The 26,555-nt window shown below is 35.4% G+C and carries 23 protein-coding genes; 8 read left to right on the plus strand and 15 right to left on the minus strand.

Annotation, left to right across the window (positions count from 1 at the left end):
• Positions 1–4: 4 nt before the first annotated feature.
• The 3 genes from OZP13_RS01710 to OZP13_RS01720 form a co-directional block, all read right to left on the minus strand.
• Positions 5–2,491 (minus strand): DUF5686 and carboxypeptidase regulatory-like domain-containing protein, encoded by a 2,487-nt coding sequence (locus tag OZP13_RS01710; protein ID WP_281298423.1) that lies wholly within the window; start codon positions 2,489–2,491, stop codon positions 5–7.
• A 100-nt stretch (positions 2,492–2,591) separates the two neighbouring features.
• The gene (gene aroQ / locus OZP13_RS01715; protein ID WP_281298424.1) at positions 2,592–3,005 is read right to left on the minus strand and encodes a type II 3-dehydroquinate dehydratase; all 414 of its coding nucleotides are present in this window, start codon (positions 3,003–3,005) and stop codon (positions 2,592–2,594) included.
• 76 nt (positions 3,006–3,081) lie between these two features.
• On the minus strand, positions 3,082–3,624 hold the full coding sequence (locus tag OZP13_RS01720) for a porin family protein (RefSeq protein WP_281298425.1): 543 nt from the start codon (positions 3,622–3,624) through the stop codon (positions 3,082–3,084).
• 260 nt (positions 3,625–3,884) lie between these two features.
• Here OZP13_RS01720 and OZP13_RS01725 point away from each other — a divergent pair, with 260 nt between their 5' ends.
• On the plus strand, positions 3,885–4,472 hold the full coding sequence (locus OZP13_RS01725; protein ID WP_281298426.1) for an outer membrane beta-barrel protein: 588 nt from the start codon (positions 3,885–3,887) through the stop codon (positions 4,470–4,472).
• An 81-nt stretch (positions 4,473–4,553) separates the two neighbouring features.
• Entirely contained in the window at positions 4,554–5,450 is an 897-nt protein-coding gene (xerD, locus tag OZP13_RS01730) for a site-specific tyrosine recombinase XerD (protein WP_281298427.1), read from the plus strand.
• A 109-nt stretch (positions 5,451–5,559) separates the two neighbouring features.
• On the opposite strand, the gene rny is transcribed toward xerD, so the two are convergent.
• The 3 genes from rny to OZP13_RS01750 form a co-directional block, all read right to left on the minus strand.
• A complete protein-coding gene (gene rny / locus OZP13_RS01735) occupies positions 5,560–7,122 on the minus strand; it encodes a ribonuclease Y (RefSeq protein WP_281298428.1) in 1,563 nt (520 codons plus the stop codon).
• A 208-nt stretch (positions 7,123–7,330) separates the two neighbouring features.
• The gene (locus OZP13_RS01745) at positions 7,331–7,624 is read right to left on the minus strand and encodes a cell division protein ZapA (protein WP_269242001.1); all 294 of its coding nucleotides are present in this window, start codon (positions 7,622–7,624) and stop codon (positions 7,331–7,333) included.
• 8 nt (positions 7,625–7,632) lie between these two features.
• Positions 7,633–7,923 (minus strand): hypothetical protein, encoded by a 291-nt coding sequence (locus tag OZP13_RS01750; RefSeq protein ID WP_269242002.1) that lies wholly within the window; start codon positions 7,921–7,923, stop codon positions 7,633–7,635.
• Between the two features lie 169 nt (positions 7,924–8,092).
• Here OZP13_RS01750 and OZP13_RS01755 point away from each other — a divergent pair, with 169 nt between their 5' ends.
• The 3 genes from OZP13_RS01755 to OZP13_RS01765 all read left to right on the plus strand — a co-directional run bounded on the left by OZP13_RS01755 (position 8,093) and on the right by OZP13_RS01765 (position 14,897).
• Complete coding sequence (locus OZP13_RS01755; protein WP_281298429.1) at positions 8,093–9,790, plus strand: M23 family metallopeptidase; 1,698 nt, start codon at positions 8,093–8,095, stop codon at positions 9,788–9,790.
• A gap of 11 nt (positions 9,791–9,801) precedes the next feature.
• The gene (locus OZP13_RS01760) at positions 9,802–12,264 is read left to right on the plus strand and encodes a TonB-dependent receptor (RefSeq protein WP_281298430.1); all 2,463 of its coding nucleotides are present in this window, start codon (positions 9,802–9,804) and stop codon (positions 12,262–12,264) included.
• Positions 12,265–12,785: 521 nt separating this feature from the next.
• The gene (locus OZP13_RS01765) at positions 12,786–14,897 is read left to right on the plus strand and encodes a hybrid sensor histidine kinase/response regulator (RefSeq protein ID WP_281298431.1); all 2,112 of its coding nucleotides are present in this window, start codon (positions 12,786–12,788) and stop codon (positions 14,895–14,897) included.
• Positions 14,898–14,950: 53 nt separating this feature from the next.
• On the opposite strand, the gene OZP13_RS01770 is transcribed toward OZP13_RS01765, so the two are convergent.
• The 6 genes from OZP13_RS01770 to OZP13_RS01795 all read right to left on the minus strand — a co-directional run bounded on the left by OZP13_RS01770 (position 14,951) and on the right by OZP13_RS01795 (position 21,866).
• On the minus strand, positions 14,951–15,652 hold the full coding sequence (locus OZP13_RS01770) for a hypothetical protein (protein WP_281298432.1): 702 nt from the start codon (positions 15,650–15,652) through the stop codon (positions 14,951–14,953).
• Between the two features lie 58 nt (positions 15,653–15,710).
• The gene (locus OZP13_RS01775; protein WP_281298433.1) at positions 15,711–17,540 is read right to left on the minus strand and encodes an ABC transporter ATP-binding protein; all 1,830 of its coding nucleotides are present in this window, start codon (positions 17,538–17,540) and stop codon (positions 15,711–15,713) included.
• Entirely contained in the window at positions 17,541–18,575 is a 1,035-nt protein-coding gene (locus OZP13_RS01780; RefSeq protein WP_281298434.1) for a PDDEXK nuclease domain-containing protein, read from the minus strand.
• A 4-nt stretch (positions 18,576–18,579) separates the two neighbouring features.
• A complete protein-coding gene (locus OZP13_RS01785) occupies positions 18,580–20,307 on the minus strand; it encodes a phospho-sugar mutase (protein ID WP_269242009.1) in 1,728 nt (575 codons plus the stop codon).
• A gap of 68 nt (positions 20,308–20,375) precedes the next feature.
• Positions 20,376–21,329, minus strand: a complete 954-nt coding sequence (locus OZP13_RS01790; RefSeq protein ID WP_281298435.1) for a glycosyltransferase family 2 protein — start codon at positions 21,327–21,329, stop codon at positions 20,376–20,378.
• 9 nt (positions 21,330–21,338) lie between these two features.
• Positions 21,339–21,866 (minus strand): DUF4199 domain-containing protein, encoded by a 528-nt coding sequence (locus tag OZP13_RS01795; protein ID WP_281298436.1) that lies wholly within the window; start codon positions 21,864–21,866, stop codon positions 21,339–21,341.
• A 245-nt stretch (positions 21,867–22,111) separates the two neighbouring features.
• Between OZP13_RS01795 and OZP13_RS01800 the strand changes: the two genes are divergently transcribed.
• Positions 22,112–22,363 (plus strand): type B 50S ribosomal protein L31, encoded by a 252-nt coding sequence (locus tag OZP13_RS01800; protein WP_281298437.1) that lies wholly within the window; start codon positions 22,112–22,114, stop codon positions 22,361–22,363.
• A 138-nt stretch (positions 22,364–22,501) separates the two neighbouring features.
• Positions 22,502–23,677: a GlmU family protein gene (locus OZP13_RS01805; protein WP_281298438.1), complete on the plus strand. Its 1,176-nt coding sequence runs from the start codon at positions 22,502–22,504 to the stop codon at positions 23,675–23,677.
• A gap of 65 nt (positions 23,678–23,742) precedes the next feature.
• Here the strand turns inward: OZP13_RS01805 and OZP13_RS01810 are convergent, their stop codons facing one another.
• Complete coding sequence (locus OZP13_RS01810; RefSeq protein WP_269242014.1) at positions 23,743–24,036, minus strand: type II toxin-antitoxin system RelE/ParE family toxin; 294 nt, start codon at positions 24,034–24,036, stop codon at positions 23,743–23,745.
• Positions 24,029–24,271 carry a hypothetical protein gene (locus OZP13_RS01815; protein ID WP_281298439.1) on the minus strand — a complete coding sequence of 81 codons (243 nt, stop codon included), beginning with the start codon at positions 24,269–24,271 and terminating at the stop codon, positions 24,029–24,031. Before OZP13_RS01815 ends, OZP13_RS01810 begins: the two co-directional genes overlap by 8 nt.
• Positions 24,272–24,391: 120 nt before the next feature.
• Between OZP13_RS01815 and mtaB the strand changes: the two genes are divergently transcribed.
• Positions 24,392–25,720 (plus strand): tRNA (N(6)-L-threonylcarbamoyladenosine(37)-C(2))-methylthiotransferase MtaB, encoded by a 1,329-nt coding sequence (gene mtaB, locus OZP13_RS01820; RefSeq protein WP_281298440.1) that lies wholly within the window; start codon positions 24,392–24,394, stop codon positions 25,718–25,720.
• Between the two features lie 72 nt (positions 25,721–25,792).
• Here mtaB and OZP13_RS01825 read toward each other — a convergent pair whose 3' ends face one another.
• Positions 25,793–26,509, minus strand: coding sequence for a 3-ketoacyl-ACP reductase (locus OZP13_RS01825; protein ID WP_269242017.1), 717 nt, complete (start codon positions 26,507–26,509; stop codon positions 25,793–25,795).
• Positions 26,510–26,555 lie beyond the last annotated feature (46 nt).

Consider the following 26,555-nt stretch of genomic DNA (forward strand, 5'->3'; position numbering starts at 1 on the left):
TATTTCACTCCAAAACATTCAAAATTTTCAAACCAAAAACAACACCGTTTTCTTGGACCCCGTTTTGATAAGAATGCACATAATCAAAGCGAAATACTTTTAATTTTCCAAAACCTAGATTGTCCAAGCCAACCGTAAATTCGGTGTAGGGTTTCGTGTCAGGAACGGCAAGAGCGTGAAATCCCAAAACCAAAGTCGAATTCAATTTGTTCAATAAAGGAATTTTATTCATGATGTATCCTTTGTCATTGTGCTCCAAATGCGCTTCGAAATAGCTGTCATTCGTGCTGTTCGAATAATAATTCATTAGGTTGAAAACATTCAAATAACGGTCGCTGGTTCCTACGTGTGTTCTGTTTCCGTTGAAATGTTTGTAATCCACAAACGAAATATTTTCGCCGTGAATGAAAGTTCCCGCTTTCAAGTTGATGCCTAATGTTCCCTTGTTTTCAGCATTGAAATCATACCTGATTTGGCTAGTAATCAATTGGTATTCGTATTTGCTTTCATTGGATGCAAAAGCATTTTCGTAACCAAATGACAAGGTTGGATAGTCGTTGTTTCTAATATTTATTTTTCCGTCTGGTCTCGAAATGTATTTGTTTCCGAAATTTATTTTGGCAGAAACAGCAGCTTTTGTAAGATGATGTTGCTCGAATGCGGGAGTCAAATTGTCGTCCGGCAACAACGGATTATTGGAACTGTAAACATCGTCGCTTTTGATAAATGTATAATCGGTCGTGTTGAACAAAGGTTTTCGTTGCTGGTATTCTAAAGTTCCTTTTAGATAAAAATTATTTCCCACGTCTTGACCATAAGTAGCTCCAGCAAATTCTTTGTTGTACAATTTCATGTAATTGTCTTTGAAAAATAAAGTGCTCACAGTGTTTATAAAACTCGTAATGGGTTCTTCGGGATTGAATTGATTGACTTTGCTTCCGCCAAAAAGAGTTAGAGTCGCATAATTTTGATTGTTGAATCGATGGTAATAATCTGCCGTAACTCGTAATCTGTCATCCGAAAAACCATAATTGAATTTAGTGTTGATGTAAGTCGATTTTCCTTTTTCTTCTTGATTTTTCCAATCTCGGAAAGAAAATCCAGAATCCAGATTCCAACCTTGAACCGTGTTGAAACTCAACGACGATAAATTAAGCAAACCATCATAACGGAACGATTTTTTCTGGCTGCTATTTTTCCAAGAATAACCAGTAATTGGACTCAGAAATTTGAATTTATTGTCCTTCTTGTCGATGGAATCCAAATATTTTTTTGAGTTTCGAACAGTATGAACGCTGTCTTTTTTTATGTAATCGGTATTCTCTTCGATGGTGAGAGGAATCGGTCTGATTTTATTCCAAAACAGTGTGTCTTTTTTGTTGGAATTGTCTTCGAAACTTACAATTTCATTGGTAAACGTTTTTTTGGCAAACATTTTTTCGAATTCATAATTGCTGTAAACATAAGAGAATTTTCCGTTGAATTTTATTCCAAAAATACCCGCCGAGAATTCAAGACTTTGGGTGTTTTTTGCCCAAACTTTGTTGTTTTTGTTGTAGTTGAAATTCTGTTTCAACTTCATAACGTCCACAAATTCCTGGTGCATTCTGTAGCCTTTGATGTCCAAATCCACGGCATAAATTGCCCAAGAATCTTCGACAATGTAAATATATCCTTCAAAAACGGGTTCGGCATCTCGCTTTGCAATGACTTTTATTTTGTTGATCATCAAATTGTTTTCGTCCTGAAAAGTGCCTTCTAATTTGTATTTATAATAGTTGAAAGCATTGTCGGCAATGGGTGAAATTATTTTGCTTCCAAAGTCCAAAGTATTGTCATAGAAATCATAAATCGTAGATCGTGCTGTGTTGTAACTGAAACCTTTGTTGTCTCCGCTTACTTTTGAAGCTATAATTCGTTCCTTTAAATTGTCGGGTTTTTCAAAAATAATTTTCGAAACGGTTTCCGATAAATAAATAATTCCAGTTCCGGTTGAATCGACTGCGCCGTTCAAATCGCCCACTTTTTGTCCCAATATTTTCTTGGGCAAATCCTTGACCTTAAAAATGCCACGGGAATAAAAATCGGCTTTATAACGAGCCGTTTTTTCGGAGTTTTCTTTTTTGCTGGCAATCGCCTGCCTGATTACGGCATTAGCTGGATTGTCTTTCGAGTTGATGACGACCTCGGAAAGCGACAAGTTCTCTTCAACCAATTTTATGTTTTGGATGAACGGAAATTTGTCAATTGTGAGCGTTACTTTCTGGGTTTTGAACCCCAAATATTGAAAAACAATAGTATGCTTTCCCGCTTTTTTGATATTCAATTCGTAATTTCCTTGCTCGTTCGATGAAGTTCCGTTATAGGTGTTCTCTTCTAGAATGGTTACAAGCGAAAGCGGGATTCCCTTATTGTCAGTAATGGTTCCCCTGATTTGTGCAAAGGAAAAAATGGATGCTAAAAGAAGAAAGAGCAAGTAGTAATTTTTCATGCAGTAATTTTTTCCTACAAATATACAAGTAGGACTCAATTACAATCATAAAATTTTGTTATTTTAATTCAAAACTGAAATGCTTTTCAGAATCAAGGAACTACAAAAAAGACTGTATCGCCAATTCGTAGCTTTTCATTCCAAAACCAAGAATAACGCCTTTGGCATTTCCAGAAATATAAGATTGATGACGGAAACTTTCGCGAGAAAAAGTATTCGAAATATGCACTTCGACCACAGGAGTTGTTATGGATTTTATGGCATCGCCAATGCCTATTGAAGTATGGGTGTAAGCGCCGGCATTCAGGATAATTCCATCATAAGAAAAACCAAATTCCTGAATTTTACCAATCAATTCGCCTTCGATATTGCTTTGAAAATACGTTAATTCTACTTGTGGAAACTTGCTTTTCAAGATTTCAAGATAATCTTCAAAAGTTTGGGAACCATAAATTTCTGGTTCGCGTTTTCCTAATAAGTTGAGGTTTGGTCCGTTGATGATGGAAATTTTCATAATTCATATTTTGGTAAAAATAAAAAAACCGTTCCAATTAAGAACGGTTTTGAAAGAATTATTGTTTTTAATTTTGTTAAAACATAAAACCTGCCGAGAATTGAAGCACTGAATTTTTTGCGTCTGCATTTGGAGATACTTCGGTCAGTCCTAAAACATATCTTCCATTAATGAAGATGTTTTTGGTTATTTTAAAACCCAATCCACCAGCAAGTGCAAAATCAAATGTATTTGCGTCACTCACGTCAAATTCGCTTTTTTCACTCAATAAAAAAGAGGCTTGAGGGCCAAGTTCAAGACTAAAAGATTTGCTCAAATATATTTTTGCCAAAACTGGAATAGCGATATATCCTAATTCATTTTCAAAATCACCTAAAGCCGTTTTGTAAGTTGCTCCTTGGGTTGTGTACAGCAATTCAGGTTGTATTGCAAATTTGTCCAGAAGTTTAATTTCTGCAATCAATCCTGCATGATAACTTGTTATGGCGTCAGTCTGAATGTTTGTACCAGAAAAGTTTGCATAATTTAATCCAGCCTTTGCGCCAATTTGTAATAACTGGGCTTGAGCACTGAATGACAGGACAAATAGTAAAGCGGTAATCAAAATTGTTTTTTTCATAATTTTTAAGTTTATTGATTAGGGACATTATCTAAAACTCTTTAAATGTTTAATTATTGTATTTATCTCGCATATCGGTCATTTTTTAACAAATAGTCAGTCAAAGTGTTTCTTTTGTGAATATGTCACATTGAAGCCGTTATTTTTATGTAATCTCCATTAATTGTTACTAATTTTGTTAACAACTAAATTTTGTAGCCAAAATCCCTTCAGTTTTAATGTTTAATTTTATTGTATTATAAATTTTAAACTAAACAAACATGAAAAAAATTATTTTATCAGTAATTGCAATTCTCGGATTTGGGTTTGCAAACGCTCAAGATGCAACAAACAATGGTTTCTCTAAAGGAGACAAGTTTGTGGAAGGAAGTTTTAGCTTTCGTTCAGGTGATGTTGAAGACAGCTGGTCATTTACGCCAAAAATGGGTGTTATGCTGGATGACAAATGGGCTGTTGGAGGTTTTTTAGCTCTTGCAGGTCAAGATAATGGCACTGTTGAAAATAATACTTTCGGAATTGGTGCTTTCGCTCGTTATTATTTCTTGTCTTTGGGTGCCAGTAAAAGCTTCAATGCTTATGGTGAAATTGGATTAGGCTATTCTTCGGTATCAACCGAGACTAATAATGCCAACAAGAACACTAATAGCGCCATGAATGCCAATATCGATTTAGGAATGAATTATTTCTTTACTTCTCATTGGGCTGCAACATTCGAATTGGCAAATATCTTGAGTTATAACAATGTAAATCCAGAACAAGGATCTAATTCAAGTGATTTGAATGTTAACGTGAACTTGTTCAACAACATTTTTGCCACTCCACAGTTCGGTTTATTGTACAAGTGGTAAATCCTACTTGGGTTTAATCATAGAAAAACCATCCTTTTTGGGTGGTTTTTTTATGTACAAAAATAGCGTTACTTTGCTTCCATGAATTGGAAAACGGATATCAAAAATTATCAATCTTATTTGAGGATTGAAAGAGGTTTGTCGAAAAACACCATCGACAACTATTCTTTTGATATTGAACGATTGTGTCTTTTTCTGGAAGAAAATGCTATTGCTGTTTCGCCAATAAAAATAAATGAAGAAACCATCCAGCAATTTATTTACAGTGTTTCCAAAGAAGTAAATCCTCGCTCGCAAGCCAGAATAATTTCGGGATTAAAAAGTTTTTTTAGCTATTTAATCTTCGAAGACTATCGTCAAGACAATCCAATGGAATTGATTGAAACACCGAAGACAGGCCGGAAACTTCCCGATACTTTGTCAGTGGAAGAAATAGATACTTTAATTTCTGCCATAGATTTAAGTTCCAATGAAGGCGAACGAAACAGGGCTATTTTGGAAACGCTTTATGGTTGTGGACTTCGTGTTTCGGAATTGGTTTCCTTGAAAATTTCGGATTTGTTTTTTGAAGAAGGTTTTATCAAGATTACCGGTAAAGGAAATAAACAACGCTTTGTTCCCATTGGAAATTTGACTCAAAAATACATTCAAATTTACAGAAATGAAATAAGAATACATCTGAATATAAAGAAAGGCCACGAGGATACTTTGTTCTTGAATAGGAGGGGAAGTCAGCTCACAAGAGCCATGATTTTTACGATAATCAAGGATTTGGCTACCAAAATAAATTTGAACAAAAGCATTAGTCCGCATACTTTGCGCCATTCATTTGCCACGCATCTTCTGGAAAATGGTGCCGATTTGCGTTCAATCCAGTTAATGCTTGGTCACGAATCGATAACCACAACGGAAATTTATGTGCATTTGGATAGAAGATTTTTGACCGAAGTGATTAATAATTTTCATCCGAGGAGATAGCAATCAGTGTTCTGTATTCAGTGTTCAGTTGTCAGAGTATAAAAAAATCGCAGTATAAATCACATATTTGTGAGTCATACTGCGACTGTAAACTGAATACTGAGAACTATTATTTCGCGATATTCACCGCTCTAGTTTCTCTAATTACGGTAACTTTCACCTGACCTGGGTAAGTCATTTCAGTTTGTATTTTTTGCGAGATTTCGAAAGATAAAGTAGCGGCATTGTCATCAGAAACTTTTTCGCTTTCCACGATTACGCGAAGTTCTCTACCGGCTTGAATCGCATAAGCATTTTTCACTCCGCTGAATCCGTAAGCTACTTCTTCCAAGTCTTTCAAACGTTGGATGTAAGAATCCAAAACTTGTCTTCTTGCACCTGGTCTAGCACCTGAAATGGCGTCACATACTTGGATAATTGGAGACAACAATGATTTCATTTCAATCTCGTCGTGGTGTGCTCCAATAGCGTTGCAAACTTCTTCTTTTTCACCATATTTTTCGGCCCATTGCATTCCCAATAAAGCGTGGGGCAAATCACTTTCGGTATCTGGAACTTTACCAATATCGTGCAATAAACCGGCTCTTTTGGCCAGTTTTACGTTCAATCCTAATTCGGCTGCCATAATTCCGCAAAGCTTGGAAACTTCGCGAGAGTGTTGCAATAAATTTTGTCCATAAGAAGAACGGTATTTCATTCTACCTACCACTTTTATCAACTCTGGGTGTAAACCGTGAATACCTAAATCAATCACGGTACGTTTTCCAACTTCGATGATTTCGTCGTCAATTTGTTTTGTGGTTTTGGCTACTACTTCTTCAATGCGTGCTGGGTGGATTCTTCCGTCAGTTACCAATTTATGTAACGACAGACGTGCAATTTCTCTACGAACCGGATCAAAACAAGAAAGAATAATGGCTTCCGGTGTGTCGTCCACAATGATTTCTACTCCGGTTGCTGCTTCAATCGCTCTAATGTTTCTACCTTCTCGACCAATAATCCTACCTTTCACGTCATCGGATTCGATGTTGAATACAGAAACGCAGTTTTCTACGGCTTCTTCTGTTCCAACTCTTTGAATAGTGTTGATGATGATTTTCTTGGCTTCTTGTTGTGCCGTTAATTTTGCCTCCTCAATAGTATCTTGGATGTGGGACATTGCTTCGGTTTTGGCTTCCGATTTCAAGCCTTCAATCAATTGGTTTTTGGCATCTTCTGTAGATAAACCGGCAATAACCTCTAGTTGTTGTAAATGACTTTTGTGCAGTTTGTCAACTTCTATTTGTTTCTTTTCCAGGGTTTCAATTTTAGAATTGTATTCTAATGTTTTTGATTCAAAATCATCGTTTACTTTTTTGGCTTTCGACAATTCATTCGAAACTTGTGATTCTTTGTCACGAATTCTTTTTTCCACTTCTGCCATTTTTTGATCGCGAGAAAGGATTACTTGTTCGTGTTCTGATTTCAATTCGATAAATTTTTCCTTTGCTTGAAGAATTTTGTCTTTTTTGATGTTTTCCGCTTCAAGATTGGCATCTTTTAAGATCGATGATGCTTCTTTTTTTGCATTTTTAATTAAATTAGAGATGTTGCTTTTCTCTATTATTTTGGCGATGATGAAACCTCCCGCAATACCTATAATTCCTGAAATGATAATCGTTACTATGTCCATGGTTTATTAAAATTTATATATAAAAAAAGCCTACATTAGATTGCTTGTATAAACTCTGGAATACAAGTTTTGAGCTAACTCGCTGTTCAAGCTTCCAAACTGAATTGGCTTGCTATAGTAACGATGATTTGCTCATTCTAAATTGTTAGTGTTGAGTTTACCAAATATGAACTAATGTAGGCAGTATCTTAGTTGTTGTAAAGAACGTTTATTTATCGAGATATTGATCTAAAACCGCATTGATTTTTTTAATTCTTTCAATAGTTTCGTTGCCATTTATGGCATTGTCAATTTGTTTTTGTTCTACTTGCGAGGCAAATTGCAAGGCACACATGGCCAATACATCTTGCTTGTCGCGAACGGCATAATTTTCTTCAAATTGCTTTATCATCACGTCAATTTTCTTCGAAGCACTTCTAAGCCCTTCTTCCTGGGAAAAATCCACCGTCAATGGATAGACCCTGTCTGCAATTGATATTTTAATTTTAAGCTTTTCGTCCATATCTTTTACTAATCTGATAGCTGTGCTATGCAGTAATCAATTTCACGAATTAATGAATTTATTTTAAGCTTTGTATCTCTTTTATTATCTTCGCTGCCCAGTAATGCGTTGGCAATTTTTAGTGTTTCATACTGCTTTTTCAAGGCGTCAATCTCACGAGATTGGGTTTGTATGGTGGCTGCTGCTTTGGTCAATTCTATTTTCAAATCTTGATTGTTCTTCTCTAAACTATTTAGCTTCGTAAAAAGTTTCTCAATCTTATTTTCAAGAGTATCAATTATTTCCGCAATTACACTCATAATTTATCCTACGTATTACATAATCTTACAAAGTTAGTATTCCTTTTTATTATTACAATATTTTATTTGTTTTTTTGCATTAAAATATTTAATGAATTGATTTGAAGTCAGTTGTGATTTTACGTTTTTTTATTAACCACTTTTTTTTACCTTAGCAAAAATGTATTCAATGAAATCTAGCCTATTTGCCCTATTGTTTAGCAGTATTCTTTTTGCACAAGTTGATTATCCAAAAGATTATTTCAGGTCTCCACTAGATATTCCGATGCAATTGTCTGGCAATTTTGGAGAGTTGAGACCGAATCATTTCCATGCTGGGTTTGATTTGAAAACAATGCAAAGAGAGGGATTGAAGGTTTATGCTGTCGCTGATGGTTATATTTCCAGAATCAAGATTTCGACTTTTGGAAACGGAAAAACCCTTTATATTACGCACGCGAATGGATATACTTCTGTTTATGGACATTTGCTCAGAGCCACGGATTCTATCGAAGATTTTATTAAAAAAATACATTACAAGGAGCAATCTTTCGAAATTGAAATGTATTTGAAACCCGGTGAAATCGAGGTCAAGAAAGGGCAAGTTATTGCCCTTTCGGGAAATACGGGTGCTTCCGAAGGACCGCATTTACATTTTGAATTTCGTGATAATAGTACAGAGTATATCATCAATCCAATGCTTTTTGGCTTTGATAAAATGTTGAAAGACTCTAAAAGTCCAATGATTTCGAGTGTTTATGTTTATCCCTTGAATGACGATACGGTCGTCAATCAATCAAAAAGGCCTTTGATACTCAATTTGAAGTTGCAAAAAGATGGAACTTACCTTGCCGATGCGGTTTCGACCAATGGAAAAATAGGTTTTGGAATTAACGCTTTCGATTATGACGATGTTTCTTTCAATAAAAACGGAATCTATAAGGTGCAGGGTTTTTACAACGGAATTCCCAATTTTGGCTATCAATTTGATACCTATCCTTTTGACGAGATGCGCTATATAAATGCGCTCATTGATTACCCAAGATACAAGAAGACCCAGCAAAGAGTGCAAAAGTTGTTCATGAAAAACCCCTTTAGATTGAGCATAATTAAAACGAATAAAAGCAATGGTATTCTAACAGCAGAACCTAATTTGACGGCACTATATCGTGTTGAAGTTTCAGATTTTTATGGCAATTTGACCAAGGTTTCCATTCCGGTGAATTATGGATCACTGCCTGCGATAGTTGCCCAAGAGCCAATTCTTTCCAAATATTTTGTAAAAGCAAACAACGATTCCAGTTTCGAAAAGGAAAACATGTCGGTTTTCTTTCCTGCAGGGACTTTTTATGACGATTTCTATTTGAATTTTGACGTGAAAAACGACACCCTGTTTCTTCACGACGATACGGTTCCCGCCCATACCAGTTTTACGATTTCAATGGAGGACAAAAAATTTACCGAAGCACAAAGGGAAAAATTGTACATCGCTTCAATTAACGGTAAAAAAATGGGATACAATACAACGTATCGAAAAGACAATGTCTTTACCATCAAAGTTAAAACCTTGGGGAAATATGCCTTGGTTCTAGACACAATCCCGCCCGTTATTTCCATTGCCAAACCTATCGATGGAAAATGGTTGAGCGATAAGAAGTCTATCCAATTTACCATAAGCGATGGATTGTCGGGCATAAAATCCTATAACGGCTATTTGAACGGCAAGTGGATATTGTTCGAATATGACAACAAAACCAAAAAAATAACCCACAATTTTAGTGATGGAATTGTCGCTGAAGGCGCAAACGAATTAAAAATAATAGTTGTTGATAATTTAGGTAATTCTACTATCTTTGAAACTAAGTTTTTCAGAAGTCAAAAAAAATAAAATCAAATTCCTTGGGTTTAAATAAAATAATACTTGCTTTCTTTTTTTTCTGTTTTGGATTTTTTGCGTCTGCTCAATCTGCCCAAGTAAAAGGAGTTATTCTGGATAAAAACAATCAGCCCGTAGCCAACGTGAATGTGTCTTGTCGAGGTAATGGAACCCAATCAAATGCCAATGGTTATTATGTCTTGACCGTTCCAGCCAATCAAAAATCGATCCTGATTTTTTCACATATTTCGCTGAAAAAAGTTACGGTTACAGTTACTCTAAAACCAAATGAAGACTATGAGTTCAACTTGGTTATGGGTGACCAAGACGAGCAAATGGGTGAAGTCATAATCATGTCAAACAACAAAAAAAGGGTTCAGGGAATCACGACCATAGAGCCTGAAATGATTCGGAAAATTCCAGGAGCCAATGCCGGTGTCGAAAATATCTTGAAATCCTTGCCGGGAGTCAATTCTAACAATGAATTGAGTACCCAATATGCCGTTCGAGGCGGAAATTACGACGAGAATCTAGTTTATGTGAACGAAATCGAAGTTTATCGTCCGTTTTTGATTCGTTCCGGTCAGCAAGAAGGATTGAGTTTTACCAATACGGATTTGGTTCAAAATGTCGATTTTTCGGCAGGAGGTTTTCAGTCAAAATATGGCGATAAATTATCTTCGGTTTTGGATATCACTTATCGAAAACCAACAAAATTTGGAGCCGTTGCCGAAGCTAGTTTTCTTGGTGCAAGCGCAGCTGTAGATGCCGTTTCCAAAAACGGAAAATGGTCTCAAGTAACAGGAATTCGATACCGAAACAATTCACTTTTGGTAAATAGCCAAGAAACAGAAACCAATTATACGCCAACATTCGCCGATTTTCAATCAAATGTCAATTTCAAAGCTTCGGATAAATGGGATTTCAGCTTTTTGGGCAATGTTTCTCAAAATGATTACCAATACCAGCCTTTGACGCGCCAAACTAATTTTGGAACCATCGATAATCCGATGGCATTGCTGGTTTATTATGAAGGTCAGGAAAAAGACAAATACACCACAGTTTTTGGAGCCGTAAAATCAACTTATACCGCATCCGAAAAGTCAATCTACAAATTAATTGCTTCGGTCTATCATACCCAGGAACAAGAATATTTTGATATTTTGGCGCAATACCGTTTGGGCGAAGTAGATTCTAATATTGGTTCGGATACTTTTGGCGATGTCGCTTTCACGAGAGGAATTGGTTCGCAACTCAACCACGCCCGAAACGATTTGGACGCATTGATCATAAATACCGAATTGAAAGGAATTCATAATTTCAAAAAGAACCAATTCGAATGGGGAGCGAAATTCACTCGCGAATCCATTCGTGACAGAGTGATAGAATGGGAAGTGATAGATTCTGCCGGATTTTCGATAAATCCTCCGAAGGTCTTGCCCAAAAATGACCAACCTTATTCGCCATATGCCGGGCCATTGGTTCCGTATAATAATGTGAGGGCGACCAATTTTGTCGACATCAACCGATTCTCGGGCTATGCACAATGGAGTCGAAAAGGCTATTTAGGAGGCAACGAAGTTTGGATGAATGCAGGAATTCGTTCCCAAAATTGGACTGTTTCAGGCGATGGAATTACAAGTTCCACGCAATTTACCTTTAGTCCACGAGCACAATTTTCAATAAAACCCAATTGGAACAAGGACATGTTTTTTCGTCTTTCGGGAGGGTTGTATCATCAACCGCCGTCTTATCGCGAGTTGCGAGATGCCGATGGTGTAGTGCAGGCTGATGTAAAAGCGCAGCAATCCATTCATGTCGTTTTGAGCAATGATTACAGTTTCAAAATGTGGCAACGTCCTTTCAAAATGGTTTCGGAATTGTATTATAAATCGTTGACGGACGTAAATCCTTATACTTTGGACAATGTTCGCATTCGTTATGCTGCGGCCAATAATGCCAAAGCGTATGCCGAAGGTTTTGATTTTAGATTGAACGGAGAATTTGTTCCCGGAACCGAATCTTGGTTTAGTTTTGGCTATCTAAAAACCGAAGAAAATATCGACAACAAAGGCTATATTTCGAGACCAACCGACCAAAGATTGAAATTTGCCCTTTTGTTCCAAGATTATATGCCTAATATTCCGAGCATAAAATTATACCTGAATTTGGTTTACAACACCGGATTGCCGGGAGGTTCACCTTCGTATTCTGACCCTTATTTGTATCAAAATCGTTTGAATGATTACCGTCGTGCCGATGTAGGATTCTTCAAAGTGTTGATTGATGACCAAAATCCATCCACCAAAAAATGGCTTCAACCTTTCAAGGAATTAGCCATTGGATTGGAAATTTTCAACCTTTTCGACAATCAAAACGCGATTACCAATACTTGGGTTCGTGATGTATATTCCAAAAATCAATATGCGATTCCCAATTACATGACCACGCGAGTTTTTAACGTGAAGGTCAATATGAGGTTTTAATGTTTTTTTTTTAAAATTTTCTATTCGTTATGAGATAAGTAAATTTATGGGGTAATTTTCTTCACATTATAGAAAATCATGGTTTTTAAGTTTGGTTTTTAATATTAAAATAATTATAAGAACGTACATTTTGTATTAAATTTTATTTTACTTTTAACAAACTGTAAAAAAGAGCATGGAAGTCAAAAGAAATTTAGGATGTTTTAAATTTAATATAAGAAACCACTAATGTTGATTAGAGTCCAATAAAATAGTTGTTTGCTTATACTATGCAATGGGCTGGTGGTTTGAGTATTTATAAAGGGCATAAGAATGTAATCGATTCTTTGAGTATTTACGATAATCAAATGCATCTGAGTATCAAATTAAAGACTATTTTGCAAAAATATTAACTCCATGAGCAGACCCAGATTCGATCAAATCATAGGGATATTAATATTTGAAATTTTAAACAGTGAAATACATTTACTTGAGGAGTTTGCAACTAGACTTTTTTTAAATTTAATGCTTAAGAAAAAGAGATGATTTTAAAAAAAAAAAATTCGAAATGGTTTGATGATATTTTAATTAGTCCAATACTTTTTATTGTTGCTTTTTCCTTATTTTTTAGTGTTATCTTGTTTCTGTCCTACAATAATGTAAAAAAACAACAATTAGGCGCTATATCAAACTTGTCAAAGGATCTATCTGCCAAGATTGAACTAAAGTTAAAAGGAAATCTTGATTATATAAATCTTCTAGCAAATGAAAGAGCAAATGGATATCTTTCCGAAGATACTTTTCAAACTAAATTAAAGGATTATTTAATTAACCACCCCGAATATATCAATATCACTTGGATTGATTCTAATTATGTTATTAAGACAGTAGCACCTCTTAAAGGAAATTCGGACATCATTGGGTTACCCATCGAATTACCCGAGCCTAAACGAGCTTCACGGTTGGCTAGATTAACAAGGAAGGCGGTATATACAAAACCTTTTGAAGCGATACAATCTAATTCCTCTTTTGAGATTTGGATTCCCGTATTTAATAAAAATAAATTTTTAGGATTATTTTCAGGGGTTTATTCTACTAAAGGAATACTGAAAAGTTGTTTTTCTGATTTGGATGATAAACAAATACGTATTAGTTTAGTAGATGAACACTCAAAAGTTCTAGGTTCATTTTCGGAATCATACAGCACATTAGAAGGTGATGTAGTAGTAGTTCCGCTGGTTTCACTTGATAACGGAATGCGAATTAAGGTTGAAATGATTAATAAAAACGTGTTTGGGTGGAGAATAATAATCTTTGTTTCTTTAATTGTTGTTCTTGTATTAAGTTTTGCTTACAGTTTATATAAAATTTCAATTGAAAATAGATTAAGAAAAGAGGCGCAAAGTGTACTTGAGAAAAATGAAAGCATTCTTAAAAAGCAAAATATGGAATATGCTTCTCTTAACCAAGAATATGAAATTCAAAATAAAATTCTTAAAATTTCTAAAGAAAAAGCAGAACAAAGTGACAGATTAAAAACAGCTTTTTTGGCCAATATGAGCCATGAAATTAGGACGCCAATGAATGGGCTTTTGGGATTTTCAGAATTATTGAAAAAACCAAATCTTACTGGAGAAGAACAACAACAGTATGTTAAAAATATTGAGAAAAGTGGTATTCGAATGCTCAATATTTTGAATGATATAATTGATATTTCCAAAATTAAATCTGGATTGATGGAGGTTGATATTGAGGAGTTTGACGTAAACGAAAAAATGGACTGTATATACAATCTATTTAAACCTGAAGCAGAGTTTAAAAATCTGGATTTTTTAGTCAAGAAAGGGATGTCCTGCGATGAAGTCATTATTCATACAGACAGGTTAAAAGTTAACAGCATTCTTTCTAATTTAGTCAAGAATGCCATAAAATATTGTGATAAAGGTTCTGTTGAAGTTGGATATGAAAGAAAGGGCAATTTCTTGGAATTTTACGTAAAAGACACTGGTATAGGGATTCCGATTGATCGGCAAAAAGCTGTATTTAAAAGATTTATTCAAGCAGATATTCAAGATAGGGCCGCACGACAAGGAGCAGGATTAGGATTGTCCATTGCAAAAGCATACGTAAAAATATTAGGCGGCAAGATTTGGGTTGAAAGTCAGCCAGAAAAAGGGTCTACATTTTATTTTACACTTCCGATGATAGCGAATCAAGAAGAAAAAAAAGTTGCAATCAACGAAATCGCGACTAATAAAGAAGTGATTCGGGTTGAAAATTTGAAAACATTGATAGCTGAAGATGATAAAATATCAGAATTGTTTATTTCAAAAGCAATGAAGATGTTTGGTAAAGAAATTATAACAGTGCAAAACGGAAAAGATGCTGTTGAATTTTATCGCGACAATCAAGACATTGATTTGATATTGATGGATATTGGCATGCCTATAATGGATGGATATGAAGCTACTCGACAAATTCGTAAATTCGATGAACATGTGATTATTATTGCTCAAACTGCTTATGGGCTGGCAAATGACAGAGAAAAGGCGTTACAGGCTGGTTGTGATGATTACATCTCAAAACCTATTAACAAGGATGAATTATATGGCTTGATAAATAAATATTTTTTAGTATCCACTATTGAAACATAATTTATTGCAAGATTAGGTTTAATGGCTAAAAATGGTTGGTAATTTTTATGGACTTATATCAAAATATCACTCTCCAAATCCGATTTTTCTATCGTGAAATCAAATCCTAATTTTGAAACTAATTCGATAACGAGATTTTTGTACCAGTTTTCTGATTTGGGATGAATGTAGATTTTCTCGATCAGTTGGTTGATGTCCACGTTTATTTTTAGGCCGTCGTTTAATTTGATGTTGCTTTGGGTAACGTCCGAAATGATGCGCACTTCTCTTTCGTACTGAAAACTTTTCCGTTTGAACAAGAAGGGAAAAAACACGTCGTCAAACGGAATGTATTCTTTTTTGTAATCAATGTAGTTTACTTCGCCAATGTATTGTTCGAATTTTTTTTCGGGAATGACTGCGTTTTGCAATCTTCCAATAGTAGATTGAATAGCCAGGCCTTCGCTGTTTTGAGTAAAAATCTGCCACATCGCAAACGATTCATATTCATTGATGTGCCAACTGCTGATGGCGACTTTTTCGCGATGTGATTTATAATTTTGTAAAAATTCGGGATTGTTTTCGGCTATTTTTTTTATCTCTTCGTATGTTGGTTCGCTAAAAGTACCTTCATATTGATCTTCGAATTTATCCGAACGCGACATAAAAAGCTTTTGCGACAACAACAAATCTAGAAACTTTGACAAGTCTAAGTATTTCCAAACAACTGTATCTGGGTCTTCCGGAAGTCGTATGTTTTTGTTGTTGAGATACATTTTTTAAATTAAAAAGGAGGAATTTAAAATCCAATTACAAAATTCGTGTTTTGCTTCATTATTCAAACGACTGCATTGTTACTAATTTGTTATATGTTCCGTTTAGCGCAATTAGCTCGTCATGGGTTCCTTGTTCCACAATTTCTCCTTTTTGCATTACCACAATCTTGTCCGCTTTTTGAATGGTAGAAAGACGGTGTGCAATCACGATGGAAGTCCTGTTTTGCATCATGTTTTCCAAGGCAACTTGCACGAATTTTTCGCTTTCGGTATCCAAAGCTGAAGTAGCTTCGTCCAAAATCATTATCGGAGGATTTTTCAAAACTGCACGAGCAATAGACAAACGTTGTTTTTGTCCACCCGAAAGTTTGTTTCCGCTGTCGCCGATGTTCGTGTAAATTCCAAGTGGTAAATCTTTTACAAACTCATAAGCGTTGGCAATTTTTAAGGCTTCGATAATTTCGTCATCGGTTGCGTTTAGTTTTCCAAGCGAAATATTGGCTTTTATAGTGTCGTTAAATAATATGCTATCTTGTGTTACCAAGCCCATCAAACCACGAAGTGACTGCAAATCCATGTCTTTAATATTGACGGAATCAATGGCAATTGTTCCTTCATTCACATCATAAAAACGAGTCAATAAATTAGCAATCGTACTTTTTCCACTTCCTGATTGACCAACAAGTGCCACGGTTTGTCCTTTATTTACTTCAAGTGAAAAATTCTTCAAAACAGTTTCCTCTTCGTATTTGAAATTGATGTTTTGGATGGAAATTTTTGAATCAAATGAATTTTTCTCAATCGCATTTTCTTTTGAAGTGATTTCGTTTTCAACTTCCAAAACTTCAAAAACTCTTTGGGCAGCTGCCAAACCATTTTTGACCGAATACGAAGCTTTAGAAATCGCTTTTGCAGGCGTAAGAATGTTATATGCCAAAGTCAGGTAAACAATAAACGCTGAACCGTCCAAGGTTTTGTCGACCAAAACCAAATTTCCTCCGTACCAAAGCAAGGTAGCAATTGTCGTAATTCCCATAAACTCGCTTAATGGCGATGCCAAATTGTTTTTGTTTCCGATGCTGTTGGATAATTTTAGCAATCGTGTGATGGAATCGTTAAATCTGTTTTTGAAAGTGTTTTCGGCATTATAGCTTTTTACTACTTTCAAACCGCCCAAGCTTTCTTCCACAATCGAGATAAGAAAACCGCTTTCACCCTGTGCTTTTAAAGATTTTGCCTTTAAATTTTTTCCGATTTTTGAAATTATAAATCCCGAAATGGGTATAAAGATTAAAACAAATAGGGTCAGTTTTGCACTAATGATGTACATAGTAACGAGAGCAAAAACGATAGTTAAAGGCTCTTTTACGACTAATTCCAAAATAGAAAAAAAGGAGTTCTGAACTTCGTTGACATCTCCAAGCATTCGAGCCATCACGTCTCCTTTTCTTTTTTCGGAATAATAGGAAATGGGCAATTCGATTATTTTGTCAAACATCGTTTTTCTCAAATCACGCAACACGCCATTTTTGAGGTGCATAATGTGATAGGAGGCTAGATAATTGAACAAGTTTTTTAATAAAAAAGTAGAAATTACCAAAACTACCACTAATAACAATGCAAATTGAGGGCCACTTCCTTTTGTTAATTCTGAAATTTGATAATACAAATATTCTTTTCCAAAACGCATTATGCTTCCTATTCCTTCATAAACAGGAGCTTTTTCGATTAGTTTGGTTTTGCCAAAAAGCACTTCGAGCATTGGTAATAAAGTCAGCATCGAAATAGTGCTGAACAAGGCATACAAAATATTATAAATCACATTCCAAACGATATGCGATTTATAAGGTTTTGTATAGGGTAATAGTTTTATTAAGTTTTTATCCATTTATTTTCTGTTGATGTTTTCTGCTATAGCTATGGCTTTTTCCAATTTTTCTAGCAATAATTTTTTTTCTGGTAATAGCGTTAGATATTCAGCCACTTTGATTTGTGCGTCATTATCAAGCATTAAATAATTGATTTGCTCTGGAGATTTCTCGCTGCAAAGAATCAAACCGATGGGTTTGTTTTCGCCCTCTTTTTGTTCGTTTTTCTCTAACCAACGAAGATATAATTCCATTTGCCCCTTGTAATTGGCTTTGAATTTTCCCAATTTCAAATCTATGGCAACCAAGCTTTTTAAGCCTCGGTGATAAAACAGTAAATCGATGTAAAAATCTTCATTGTCAATAATTATTCTTTTTTGACGGGCTAAAAAAGCAAATTCGCTGCCCATTTCGGTTATGAAATATTGAAGTTGTGCCAAGATGGAGCTTTCCAAATCTTTTTCGGAATAACTATCGTGCAACCCTAAAAAGTCTAAAAAATAAGGATCTCGAAAAGCTAAATCTGGACTTATTTTCTTTTCGCTTGCCAATGTTTTTAACTCATTGAGAATAGTGTGCTCCGGTTTTTTGCTGATGGCCGTTCTTTCAAAAAGCATGCTGTCTATCCGTTCTTGCAAAGTTCGAACGCTCCATCTTTCGTGAATTGCCATTTGAATATAGAACTCTCGTTTTATTTGATTTTCGATATAGATTATATTTCTAATGTGCGACCAACTCAATTGTGCACACAGTGTGTGCACAATTGTAATGTCTTGAAATATGGTGTTTAGTTTTATAAAGCTATGAAGGTTTCTTTTATTGAATCCACTTCCATATCTATTAGAAAGTTCATTACTTAAATTTCGAACAAGTTTCTTTCCATAATCGGCTCTGTCATTTTTTAGTATATCATCATTGATGGTTTTTCCAATGTTCCAATATAACAAAGTCAATTCTTGATTGACCGTTTTGGCAACAACATGACGCGTTTGATCTATTAAACCGATAATCGAATTTAATAGTTTTGGAGCGTCATTTGTGTCCAGTTCGTTCATTTTTTTAGCTCAACTGCATTGCTGCAATGATATTTTTGATTTTATCATTTAGAACAGTTTCTACTTCCGTGAAATTCTCTACGCTGTCCAATTCGGTGTTTACGCTGATGTAAAATTTAATTTTTGGCTCTGTTCCGCTTGGTCTGGCGCAAATTTTCGAACCATCTTCCGTATAATAAATCAACACGTCCGATTTTGGAATGTTCATCGTTTCTTCTTCGCCTGTCAATAAATTTTTTGCAACAGATGATTTATAATCTTCCAACATAATCACGCGTTGCCCGTTGATTTCTTTTATAGGGTTTTCTCTCAACGAAACCATCATTTGGTTGATTTCGGCCAAACCGTCCATCCCTTTTTTGGTCAAAGAAATCAAATGTTCTTTATAAAAACCGTGTTCTACATACAGTTGTTGTAATTCTTTGTAAACTGAACTTCCGTTGGCTTTTACTTGAGCTGCCAATTCGCAAATCAATAAAGTGGCAGCCACGGCATCTTTGTCACGTACTGCATCACCTACCATAAATCCAAAGCTTTCTTCGCCACCACCAATGAATTCCAATTCCGGGAAATCCTTGATCATTTTGGCAATCCATTTGAAACCGGTCAAACCTACTTTGCATTCTACTCCATAAGCTGTCGCCAATTCCATTATCATTGGAGTAGAAACGATGGTCGAACCCACGAATTGTTTTCCGTTGATTTTACCCGCTTTTTTCCATTCTTTCAATAAAAAGGCAGTCATCAAAATCATAGTTTGATTTCCGTTCAACAAAGTCATTTTGCCTTCATTATTGCGAACCGCAACTCCTAAACGGTCACAATCTGGATCCGTTCCTACAACAATATCAGCGTTGGTTTTGTCTGCCAATGCCAATGCCAATGTCAAAGCCTCAGGTTCTTCAGGATTTGGAGATTTCACCGTTGGAAAGTCACCATTTGGAACTCTTTGTTCTTCAACAATATTCACGTTTGGATAACCGGCTTGCGCAAAAGTATCGGGAATCAAAGTAATTGAAGTTCCGTGCAAAGAAGTGAATACAATATTCAAATTGTTTTTCGCTTCTTGCGAAGTTCCAAAGCTGGCATTTTCGATAGTCGATTTGATGAAGGCTTGGTCAATTTCTGCATCGATATATTGAATCAAATCTTCGTTGGCATCAAACTTGATTTGGCTGTAATTCAAGTTTTCGATGGTGTTGATGATGTCTCCATCTTGAGGAGGAACGATTTGTCCGCCATCTTCCCAATATACTTTGTAACCGTTGTATTCCGGTGGATTGTGCGATGCCGTCAATACAATTCCACATTGGCAACCCAAATATTTTAGGGCGAAAGACAATTCTGGAGTTGGTCGCAAATCTGAAAATAAATACACTTGAATACCATTCGCAGAGAAAACATCAGCAACTGTTTTAGCCAAAGTTTTACTGTTATGACGACAGTCAAAAGCAATAACGGCTTTCAAAGGTTGGTTTGGAAATGCAACTTTCAAATAATCCGAAAGGCCTTGGGTACTTTTTCCAAGGGTGTATTTGTTGATGCGATTGTTTCCAACGCCCATAACACCACGCATTCCGCCTGTTCCAAATTCCAGATTTTTATAAAAACTTTCTTCTAGATCCTTTGGCGAAGAAGTCATCATTGCTTTGACCGCTTCTTGTGTTGTTGCGTCAAATGTTGGCGTAAGCCATTCGTTTACTGCGTCTAAAATATTTTGTTTGATTTCCATTTTATTTATTTTTTTAAATTGTATATCTTTTTATAATCTTTGAGGTAACAAATTGTGTTCTCAAGTTTTTAATTTATTTCCTTCGAAACCTTGTATCGTTCTTCATTATTTTTGGTTCTTAAAATGATTTCACCAAGAAATCCTGCCAAGAATAATTGTGTTCCCAAAATCATTGTTGTCAAGGCAATAAAAAACCACGGATTATTTGTAACCAAAGTATATTTCATTCCATTATACATATGGTATAATTTCGAAATCCCGATATATCCTGCCGAGCAAAATCCAATAATAAACATTGCCGAACCCATTGCTCCAAACAAGTGCATCGGTCTTTTGCCAAATTTTGACAAGAACCAAATGGTGATTAAATCCAGGAAACCATTGATGAAGCGTTCCATTCCAAATTTGGTTTCTCCGTATTTTCTGGCTTGGTGTTGCACTATTTTTTCGCCAATTTTATTAAAACCGGCATTTTTTGCCAAAACTGGAATGTAACGGTGCATTTCGCCCGAAACTTCCACGTTTTTCACGACAACATTTTTGTAGGCTTTCAATCCGCAATTGAAATCGTTCAATTGTACGCCCGAAGTTTTTCTGGCAGCCCAATTGAATAATTTGGATGGAAGATTTTTGGCAACAACAGAGTCGTATCTTTTCTTTTTCCAACCGGAAACCAAGTCATAATTTTGACTCGTAATCATTTCGTACAATCCTGGAATTTCTTCGGGACTGTCTTGTAAATCGGCATCCATTGTTATGATGACATCACCTTGAGCTTTGGCAAAACCTGCATGCAAGGCTTGTGATTTTCCGAAGTTTTTCATGAAGCGGATACCTTTCACGTTTGGATTTTCAACTGCCAATTCCTCGATGATGGACCAAGATTTATCAGTGCTTCCGTCATCAATAAAAATGATTTCATACGAATAATTGTTGGATTTCATTACAGAAATAATCCAAGTATAAAGTTCTTTAAGGGATTCGTCTTCGTTGAGAAGTGGTATGAGTATGGTTAAATTCATTGATTTTTTTTATTCTTGTGTGGGTTTGCTTTTAAAGATTAAAGCTAATAGTAATCCAAAAAGAGCACTAAAAACGATACTAGATACAGAACCTTTTATGAGTTCAACAATCGAAAATTGGTCGTTTTCTTGAAGTTTTTTTACAGCTTCATTTATAGCCGATGAAGGTGCATTGAATTTATGCATCATTTCGACAGCATATTTTATCGAAATCTCTTTGATAGCATCTTTTACAGAAGGATCAATGAAATTAAATAAAAGAATATTGAAAACTACTGAAATTAATATTCCAATTACAGCTGAAATGAAATAAGTAGTAAAAGCATCTTTAAAAGAGAAAACTCCTTTTAAATCTTTCTTTGTTTTTGTGAGCAAAACGATGCTAATAATAATATAAGAAGCGATACTTAGAACTGTAACCCACCATGCAGTAAACAAATTCAAGTCTATAGAATATATTGATGCCGTAATTAATGTACTTACGATTCCGGTTATTATCCCGTAAGAAATTCCATTTTTCTTTATAATTTCATTCATATTTGAAAGTGTTTATTTATTAATCCACAAATATAGCAATTCCCGATATATTCACCGATAAAAATCGGTTTTTACAATTATATAAAAAAAGCGATACAAAGATTTGATTATTGAAAAATTAGTGTAAATTTGCAAACTCAAAATAATTTAATAGTTTTAAACAAAAAGAGTAGTTGCATTTACACCTTTTTCTAAGTACGAGAAAGCTTCAAAATTAAAACGCTCAAAAAAATAAATAAAAAAAGATGAAAAAAGGAATTCACCCAGAAAATTACAGATTAGTTGCCTTCAAAGACATGTCAAATGAAGAGGTTTTTATCACTAAATCTACTGCAGATACAAGAGAAACAATCACTGTTGACGGTGTTGAATATCCAGTTGTAAAAATGGAGATTTCTAGAACTTCTCACCCTTTTTACACAGGTAAATCTAAACTTATTGATACTGCAGGACGTATCGATAAATTCAAAACTAAATACGCTAAACACGGTAAATAATATTTATCAGTTTAATAATATTAGGAAGCCTCACAAATCGTGGGGCTTTTTTTATTTTTATTGCGTCCAAAACTTTGTAACTTTGAAATCTATAAGTACGGACAAGTCGCGACTTGTCCCTAACCCAAAAAACATACTATGAATTATATACTTTTCGATGGACCAGCCAGAAACGCTTTGTTGCCTTTTACTTTCACGCGTCCAGTTGCCGATATTCTTGTTGGAATCATGACAATTCGTCAAAAATGGGAAATGCGTTTGGGTTCGACCACGACGACAATAACCGAGGAATATTTATCCGAAAAATTTCCGATGGTGGAAATGGAGGACAATGTGATGATAAACGCATCCTTTCTTCCCAACACTATTTTGGCTGAAATGGTTGCTAATCTCGAAACGAATCAAGCTATTTTTAAAGGAGATGATGTTATTGCTTTTCATACTCACGAAAATCAGCAAGCAGTTGACTTTGAAACTTACGAAATTATAGAATTCGAAGGCGATTGCATAAGAATTGAACATACTTATGATATTTTTTCCAAAAATGGAGCTGCTATTCGAGAGGATTTCGAACTTTTGACTGAAGATAGAAAATCGCAACCCATTCCTAAAAGTGTCAATACCATTGATAAAGAAAATATTTTTATTGAGGAAGGAGCAAAATTGGAATTTGTTACGCTAAATGCTACCAATGGGCCTATTTATATTGGAAAAAATACCGAGATAATGGAAGGTTCGGTTATTCGTGGGCCTTTTGCTTTGTGTGAGGGTGCTACTGTCAAAATGGCTGCAAAAATATACGGAGCAACTACCATTGGACCCTATTCCAAAATTGGCGGGGAAGTAAATAATGCTGTATTATTTGCCTATTCCAATAAAGGTCACGACGGGTTTTTAGGAAATTCCGTGCTTGGCGAATGGTGTAATATTGGTGCTGATACGAATACTTCCAACTTGAAAAATAATTACGAAGAAGTGAAGCTGTGGGATTATGAAACCGAAAGTTTTCAAAAAACAGGACTTCAATTTTGTGGATTAATGATGGGAGACCATAGCAAATGTGGGATTAACACAATGTTTAACACCGGAACTGTGGTAGGAGTGAGTGCTAATATTTTTGGAGCTGGATTTCCACGCAACTTCGTGCCAAGTTTTTCTTGGGGAGGTGCGGCAGGTATTACGGTTTACATGACCCGAAAAGCTTTTGAAACGGCTCGACTGGTTATGAGTCGCAGAAATATTGAATTTGACGAAAAAGAAGCCGCTATTTTGCAACACGTTTTTGACGAAACGAAGATTTGGAGGAAAGAATAATTTGAAAATATCTTAATTTTAAAGAACCACGATTGCGAAAGTAGTTGTGGTTTTTTATTTTCTAATTATCTAAACTTTTTGTTTGGATTTTTACTCGTATGAAAAATGGCTGAAATTAAAATTGTGGAGCCGATTTTTGTGTAAATGATGACGAATGGAAATTTTTTAACCACCGCTTGGCGGTAAACATCAAATACTAATTTATAAGTTTCGGGGTTTAACAAAATGGATTCAATGCAAGCATTGATTTGATTTAGAAAGTTGTCTCCAATTTTTGTGGAAATTAAATCATAGAAATATAATGCGTCTTCCAATTCATTTTCGGCCTGAATGGAGAGGACTTCTTTCAATTTAGCCATTTCGTTTCGAAAGTAATTTGGATTTTACTTCTTCCCAAGATTTTCCTTTGTCTTTCCCCGACAAATAGTTTTCGGTGCTTTCTCGAACAATATTTTTCTGTTCTTCGCTCAATTGATATTGCAAAGGTTCATCATTTAAGCAATCTTTCAAGAAATCCAAGGTGCTTTGATCTTCGGTATGGAGAATTTTGTCAATCAATTCTAGCTTATCTTTTTGTAAATTAGAGTGTTGCATAATTTTAAATTTTAAAACCTATTTACAAATATAATGATAATCCAATTTTAAATCTTGCAATTTATATGTAAATTTGCAACCTCAATTTTTTGACAACGATTTCATTAATTGAGCAATTTTATGGAAAATAGAAAAAAAGTAGCGTTCTACACGCTAGGTTGCAAATTGAATTTTTCGGAAACTTCAACCATTGCCAGAAGTTTTCATGACGAAGGTTTTGACCGCGTCGATTTTGAAGAAGTGGCTGATATGTATGTTATCAACACCTGTTCGGTAACTGAAAATGCCGATAAACAATTCAAGCAAGTCGTGCGAAAAGCGATGAAACTCAATAACAAAGCTTTTGTAGCCGCCATTGGTTGTTATGCCCAATTAAAACCCGAAGAATTAGCCAATGTTGATGGAGTTGACTTGGTTCTAGGTGCCACCGAAAAGTTTAAAATCACCGATTACATCAACGATTTGTCCAAAAACGATTTTGGTGAAGTGCATTCCTGCGAAATCGAGGAAGCCGATTTTTATGTGGGAAGTTATTCCATTGGTGACAGGACTCGTGCTTTCTTGAAAGTGCAAGACGGTTGCGATTACAAATGTACCTATTGCACGATACCATTGGCGCGAGGAATTTCTCGAAGTGACGAATTGGAAAATGTGTTGAAAAACGCCAAAGAAATTTCAGAACAAGGAATCAAAGAAATTGTTTTGACTGGCGTAAACATTGGTGATTACGGAAAAGGGGAATTTGGAAACAAAAAACACGAACATACTTTCTTGGAATTAGTTCAGGAATTGGATAAAGTCGAAGGAATCGAAAGATTGCGAATTTCCTCCATCGAACCAAATTTATTGAAAAATGAAACCATCGAATTCGTATCCAAAAGCCGAACTTTTGTACCGCATTTTCATATTCCGTTGCAATCCGGAAGCAATGAAATCCTGAAGTTGATGAAACGCCGTTACCTTCGAGAAATATACACAGAAAGAGTAAATAAAATTCGGGAAGTGATGCCCGATGCTTGCATTGGCGTGGACGTGATTGTTGGTTTTCCTGGTGAAACCGACGAGCATTTCTTGGAAACCTATCATTTTTTGAATGATTTAGACATTTCTTATTTACACGTTTTTACTTATTCGGAACGTGACAATACGGAAGCCGCCGAAATGGAAGGCATTGTTCCTGCCAATGTCCGAGCCAAAAGAAGTAAAATGTTGCGTGGATTGTCGGTAAAAAAACGTCGAGCTTTTTATGAAAGCCAAATTGGGACCAACAGAACCGTTCTTTTCGAAAGTGATAATAAAGAAGGTTACATTCACGGATTTACCGAAAATTACGTCCGAGTGAAAACACCTTGGAATCCAGAATTGGCCAACACTTTACAAGAAATTAATTTGACAAAAATTGACGAAGATGGAAGTGTAAGACTGGAATTCCTGAATATTGAAGTGTAAATTGAATTACAACTTTCTATATATAATAAAACCCCTTTTTCGAGGGGTTTTGTTGTTTAAAAGAGAAAAATGTTACGGATTTGTCGACCAAATACTACTGTTTTTAATAAAAACGCGTCGGTTTAATTTTAGTTGGGCGATGATTAATTCGGCCATGTCTTCGGCTTGCATTACTTTTTCGGGATTGCCGTCGGTAAGGTTCAGTTCTTTGGCCATATTAGTGGCGACAGTACTTGGTGTTAAAGCTGTTACTCGAATGTTATGTTTTCGAACTTCCTGCATCAACGAATCGGTTAATCCTAAAACGGCAAATTTGGAAGCGCTATAAGCACTTGTCAAAGCATTTCCGTTTAGTCCAGCCGTTGAAGAAATATTGATGATATCGCCAGTTTGTCTTTCAATCATATTAGGCAAAACCGCACGGGTTACATAATAAGTTCCCATTAAATTGACCTGAATAATGCGTTCCCAAGCCGCTGGTTCCAATTCCAGGAATTTTCCAAATGCAGCAATTCCAGCATTGTTGATTAAAATATCAATAGTTTTGAATTCGGCTAAGGCTTTTTCTACAGCAGCATTTACTGAATTGATATCGGCTACATCGGCAGTTATTGTAAGTGCTTTCACTCTTAAGGAGCGTGCTTTAGCGGCTACATTGTCAATTTCGTCTTGATTTCGTGCCAATAAAATTACATTGACTCCTTCTTTGGCCAAAGCCAATGCGATTGCTTTTCCAATACCTTTTCCAGCTCCTGTAATCAGGGCATTTTTATTTTTTAAGTCGGTCATTTTTGTTCTTTTTTGTTCAAAAACAAAGTTAAGGTATTTGAATAGG

This window comes from Flavobacterium limnophilum (assembly GCF_027111315.2).
GTDB classification, from domain to species: Bacteria; Bacteroidota; Bacteroidia; order Flavobacteriales; family Flavobacteriaceae; genus Flavobacterium; species Flavobacterium limnophilum.

What these genes read in the sequence shown, in the direction of transcription:
- OZP13_RS01775 (WP_281298433.1), bottom strand. Translation starts at nt 17,540, where the DNA reads ATGGATAAAAACTTAATAAAACTATTACCCTATACAAAACCTTATAAA.
- OZP13_RS01725 (WP_281298426.1), top strand. Translation starts at nt 3,885, where the DNA reads ATGAAAAAAATTATTTTATCAGTAATTGCAATTCTCGGATTTGGGTTT.
- OZP13_RS01795 (WP_281298436.1), bottom strand. Translation starts at nt 21,866, where the DNA reads ATGAATGAAATTATAAAGAAAAATGGAATTTCTTACGGGATAATAACC.
- mtaB (WP_281298440.1), top strand. Translation starts at nt 24,392, where the DNA reads ATGGAAAATAGAAAAAAAGTAGCGTTCTACACGCTAGGTTGCAAATTG.
- OZP13_RS01815 (WP_281298439.1), bottom strand. Translation starts at nt 24,271, where the DNA reads ATGCAACACTCTAATTTACAAAAAGATAAGCTAGAATTGATTGACAAA.
- OZP13_RS01745 (WP_269242001.1), bottom strand. Translation starts at nt 7,624, where the DNA reads ATGGACGAAAAGCTTAAAATTAAAATATCAATTGCAGACAGGGTCTAT.
- aroQ (WP_281298424.1), bottom strand. Translation starts at nt 3,005, where the DNA reads ATGAAAATTTCCATCATCAACGGACCAAACCTCAACTTATTAGGAAAA.
- OZP13_RS01790 (WP_281298435.1), bottom strand. Translation starts at nt 21,329, where the DNA reads ATGAATTTAACCATACTCATACCACTTCTCAACGAAGACGAATCCCTT.
- OZP13_RS01825 (WP_269242017.1), bottom strand. Translation starts at nt 26,509, where the DNA reads ATGACCGACTTAAAAAATAAAAATGCCCTGATTACAGGAGCTGGAAAA.
- OZP13_RS01755 (WP_281298429.1), top strand. Translation starts at nt 8,093, where the DNA reads ATGAAATCTAGCCTATTTGCCCTATTGTTTAGCAGTATTCTTTTTGCA.
- OZP13_RS01770 (WP_281298432.1), bottom strand. Translation starts at nt 15,652, where the DNA reads ATGTATCTCAACAACAAAAACATACGACTTCCGGAAGACCCAGATACA.
- OZP13_RS01750 (WP_269242002.1), bottom strand. Translation starts at nt 7,923, where the DNA reads ATGAGTGTAATTGCGGAAATAATTGATACTCTTGAAAATAAGATTGAG.
- OZP13_RS01710 (WP_281298423.1), bottom strand. Translation starts at nt 2,491, where the DNA reads ATGAAAAATTACTACTTGCTCTTTCTTCTTTTAGCATCCATTTTTTCC.
- OZP13_RS01810 (WP_269242014.1), bottom strand. Translation starts at nt 24,036, where the DNA reads ATGGCTAAATTGAAAGAAGTCCTCTCCATTCAGGCCGAAAATGAATTG.
- OZP13_RS01800 (WP_281298437.1), top strand. Translation starts at nt 22,112, where the DNA reads ATGAAAAAAGGAATTCACCCAGAAAATTACAGATTAGTTGCCTTCAAA.
- OZP13_RS01765 (WP_281298431.1), top strand. Translation starts at nt 12,786, where the DNA reads ATGATTTTAAAAAAAAAAAATTCGAAATGGTTTGATGATATTTTAATT.
- rny (WP_281298428.1), bottom strand. Translation starts at nt 7,122, where the DNA reads ATGGACATAGTAACGATTATCATTTCAGGAATTATAGGTATTGCGGGA.
- xerD (WP_281298427.1), top strand. Translation starts at nt 4,554, where the DNA reads ATGAATTGGAAAACGGATATCAAAAATTATCAATCTTATTTGAGGATT.
- OZP13_RS01805 (WP_281298438.1), top strand. Translation starts at nt 22,502, where the DNA reads ATGAATTATATACTTTTCGATGGACCAGCCAGAAACGCTTTGTTGCCT.
- OZP13_RS01785 (WP_269242009.1), bottom strand. Translation starts at nt 20,307, where the DNA reads ATGGAAATCAAACAAAATATTTTAGACGCAGTAAACGAATGGCTTACG.
- OZP13_RS01780 (WP_281298434.1), bottom strand. Translation starts at nt 18,575, where the DNA reads ATGAACGAACTGGACACAAATGACGCTCCAAAACTATTAAATTCGATT.
- OZP13_RS01720 (WP_281298425.1), bottom strand. Translation starts at nt 3,624, where the DNA reads ATGAAAAAAACAATTTTGATTACCGCTTTACTATTTGTCCTGTCATTC.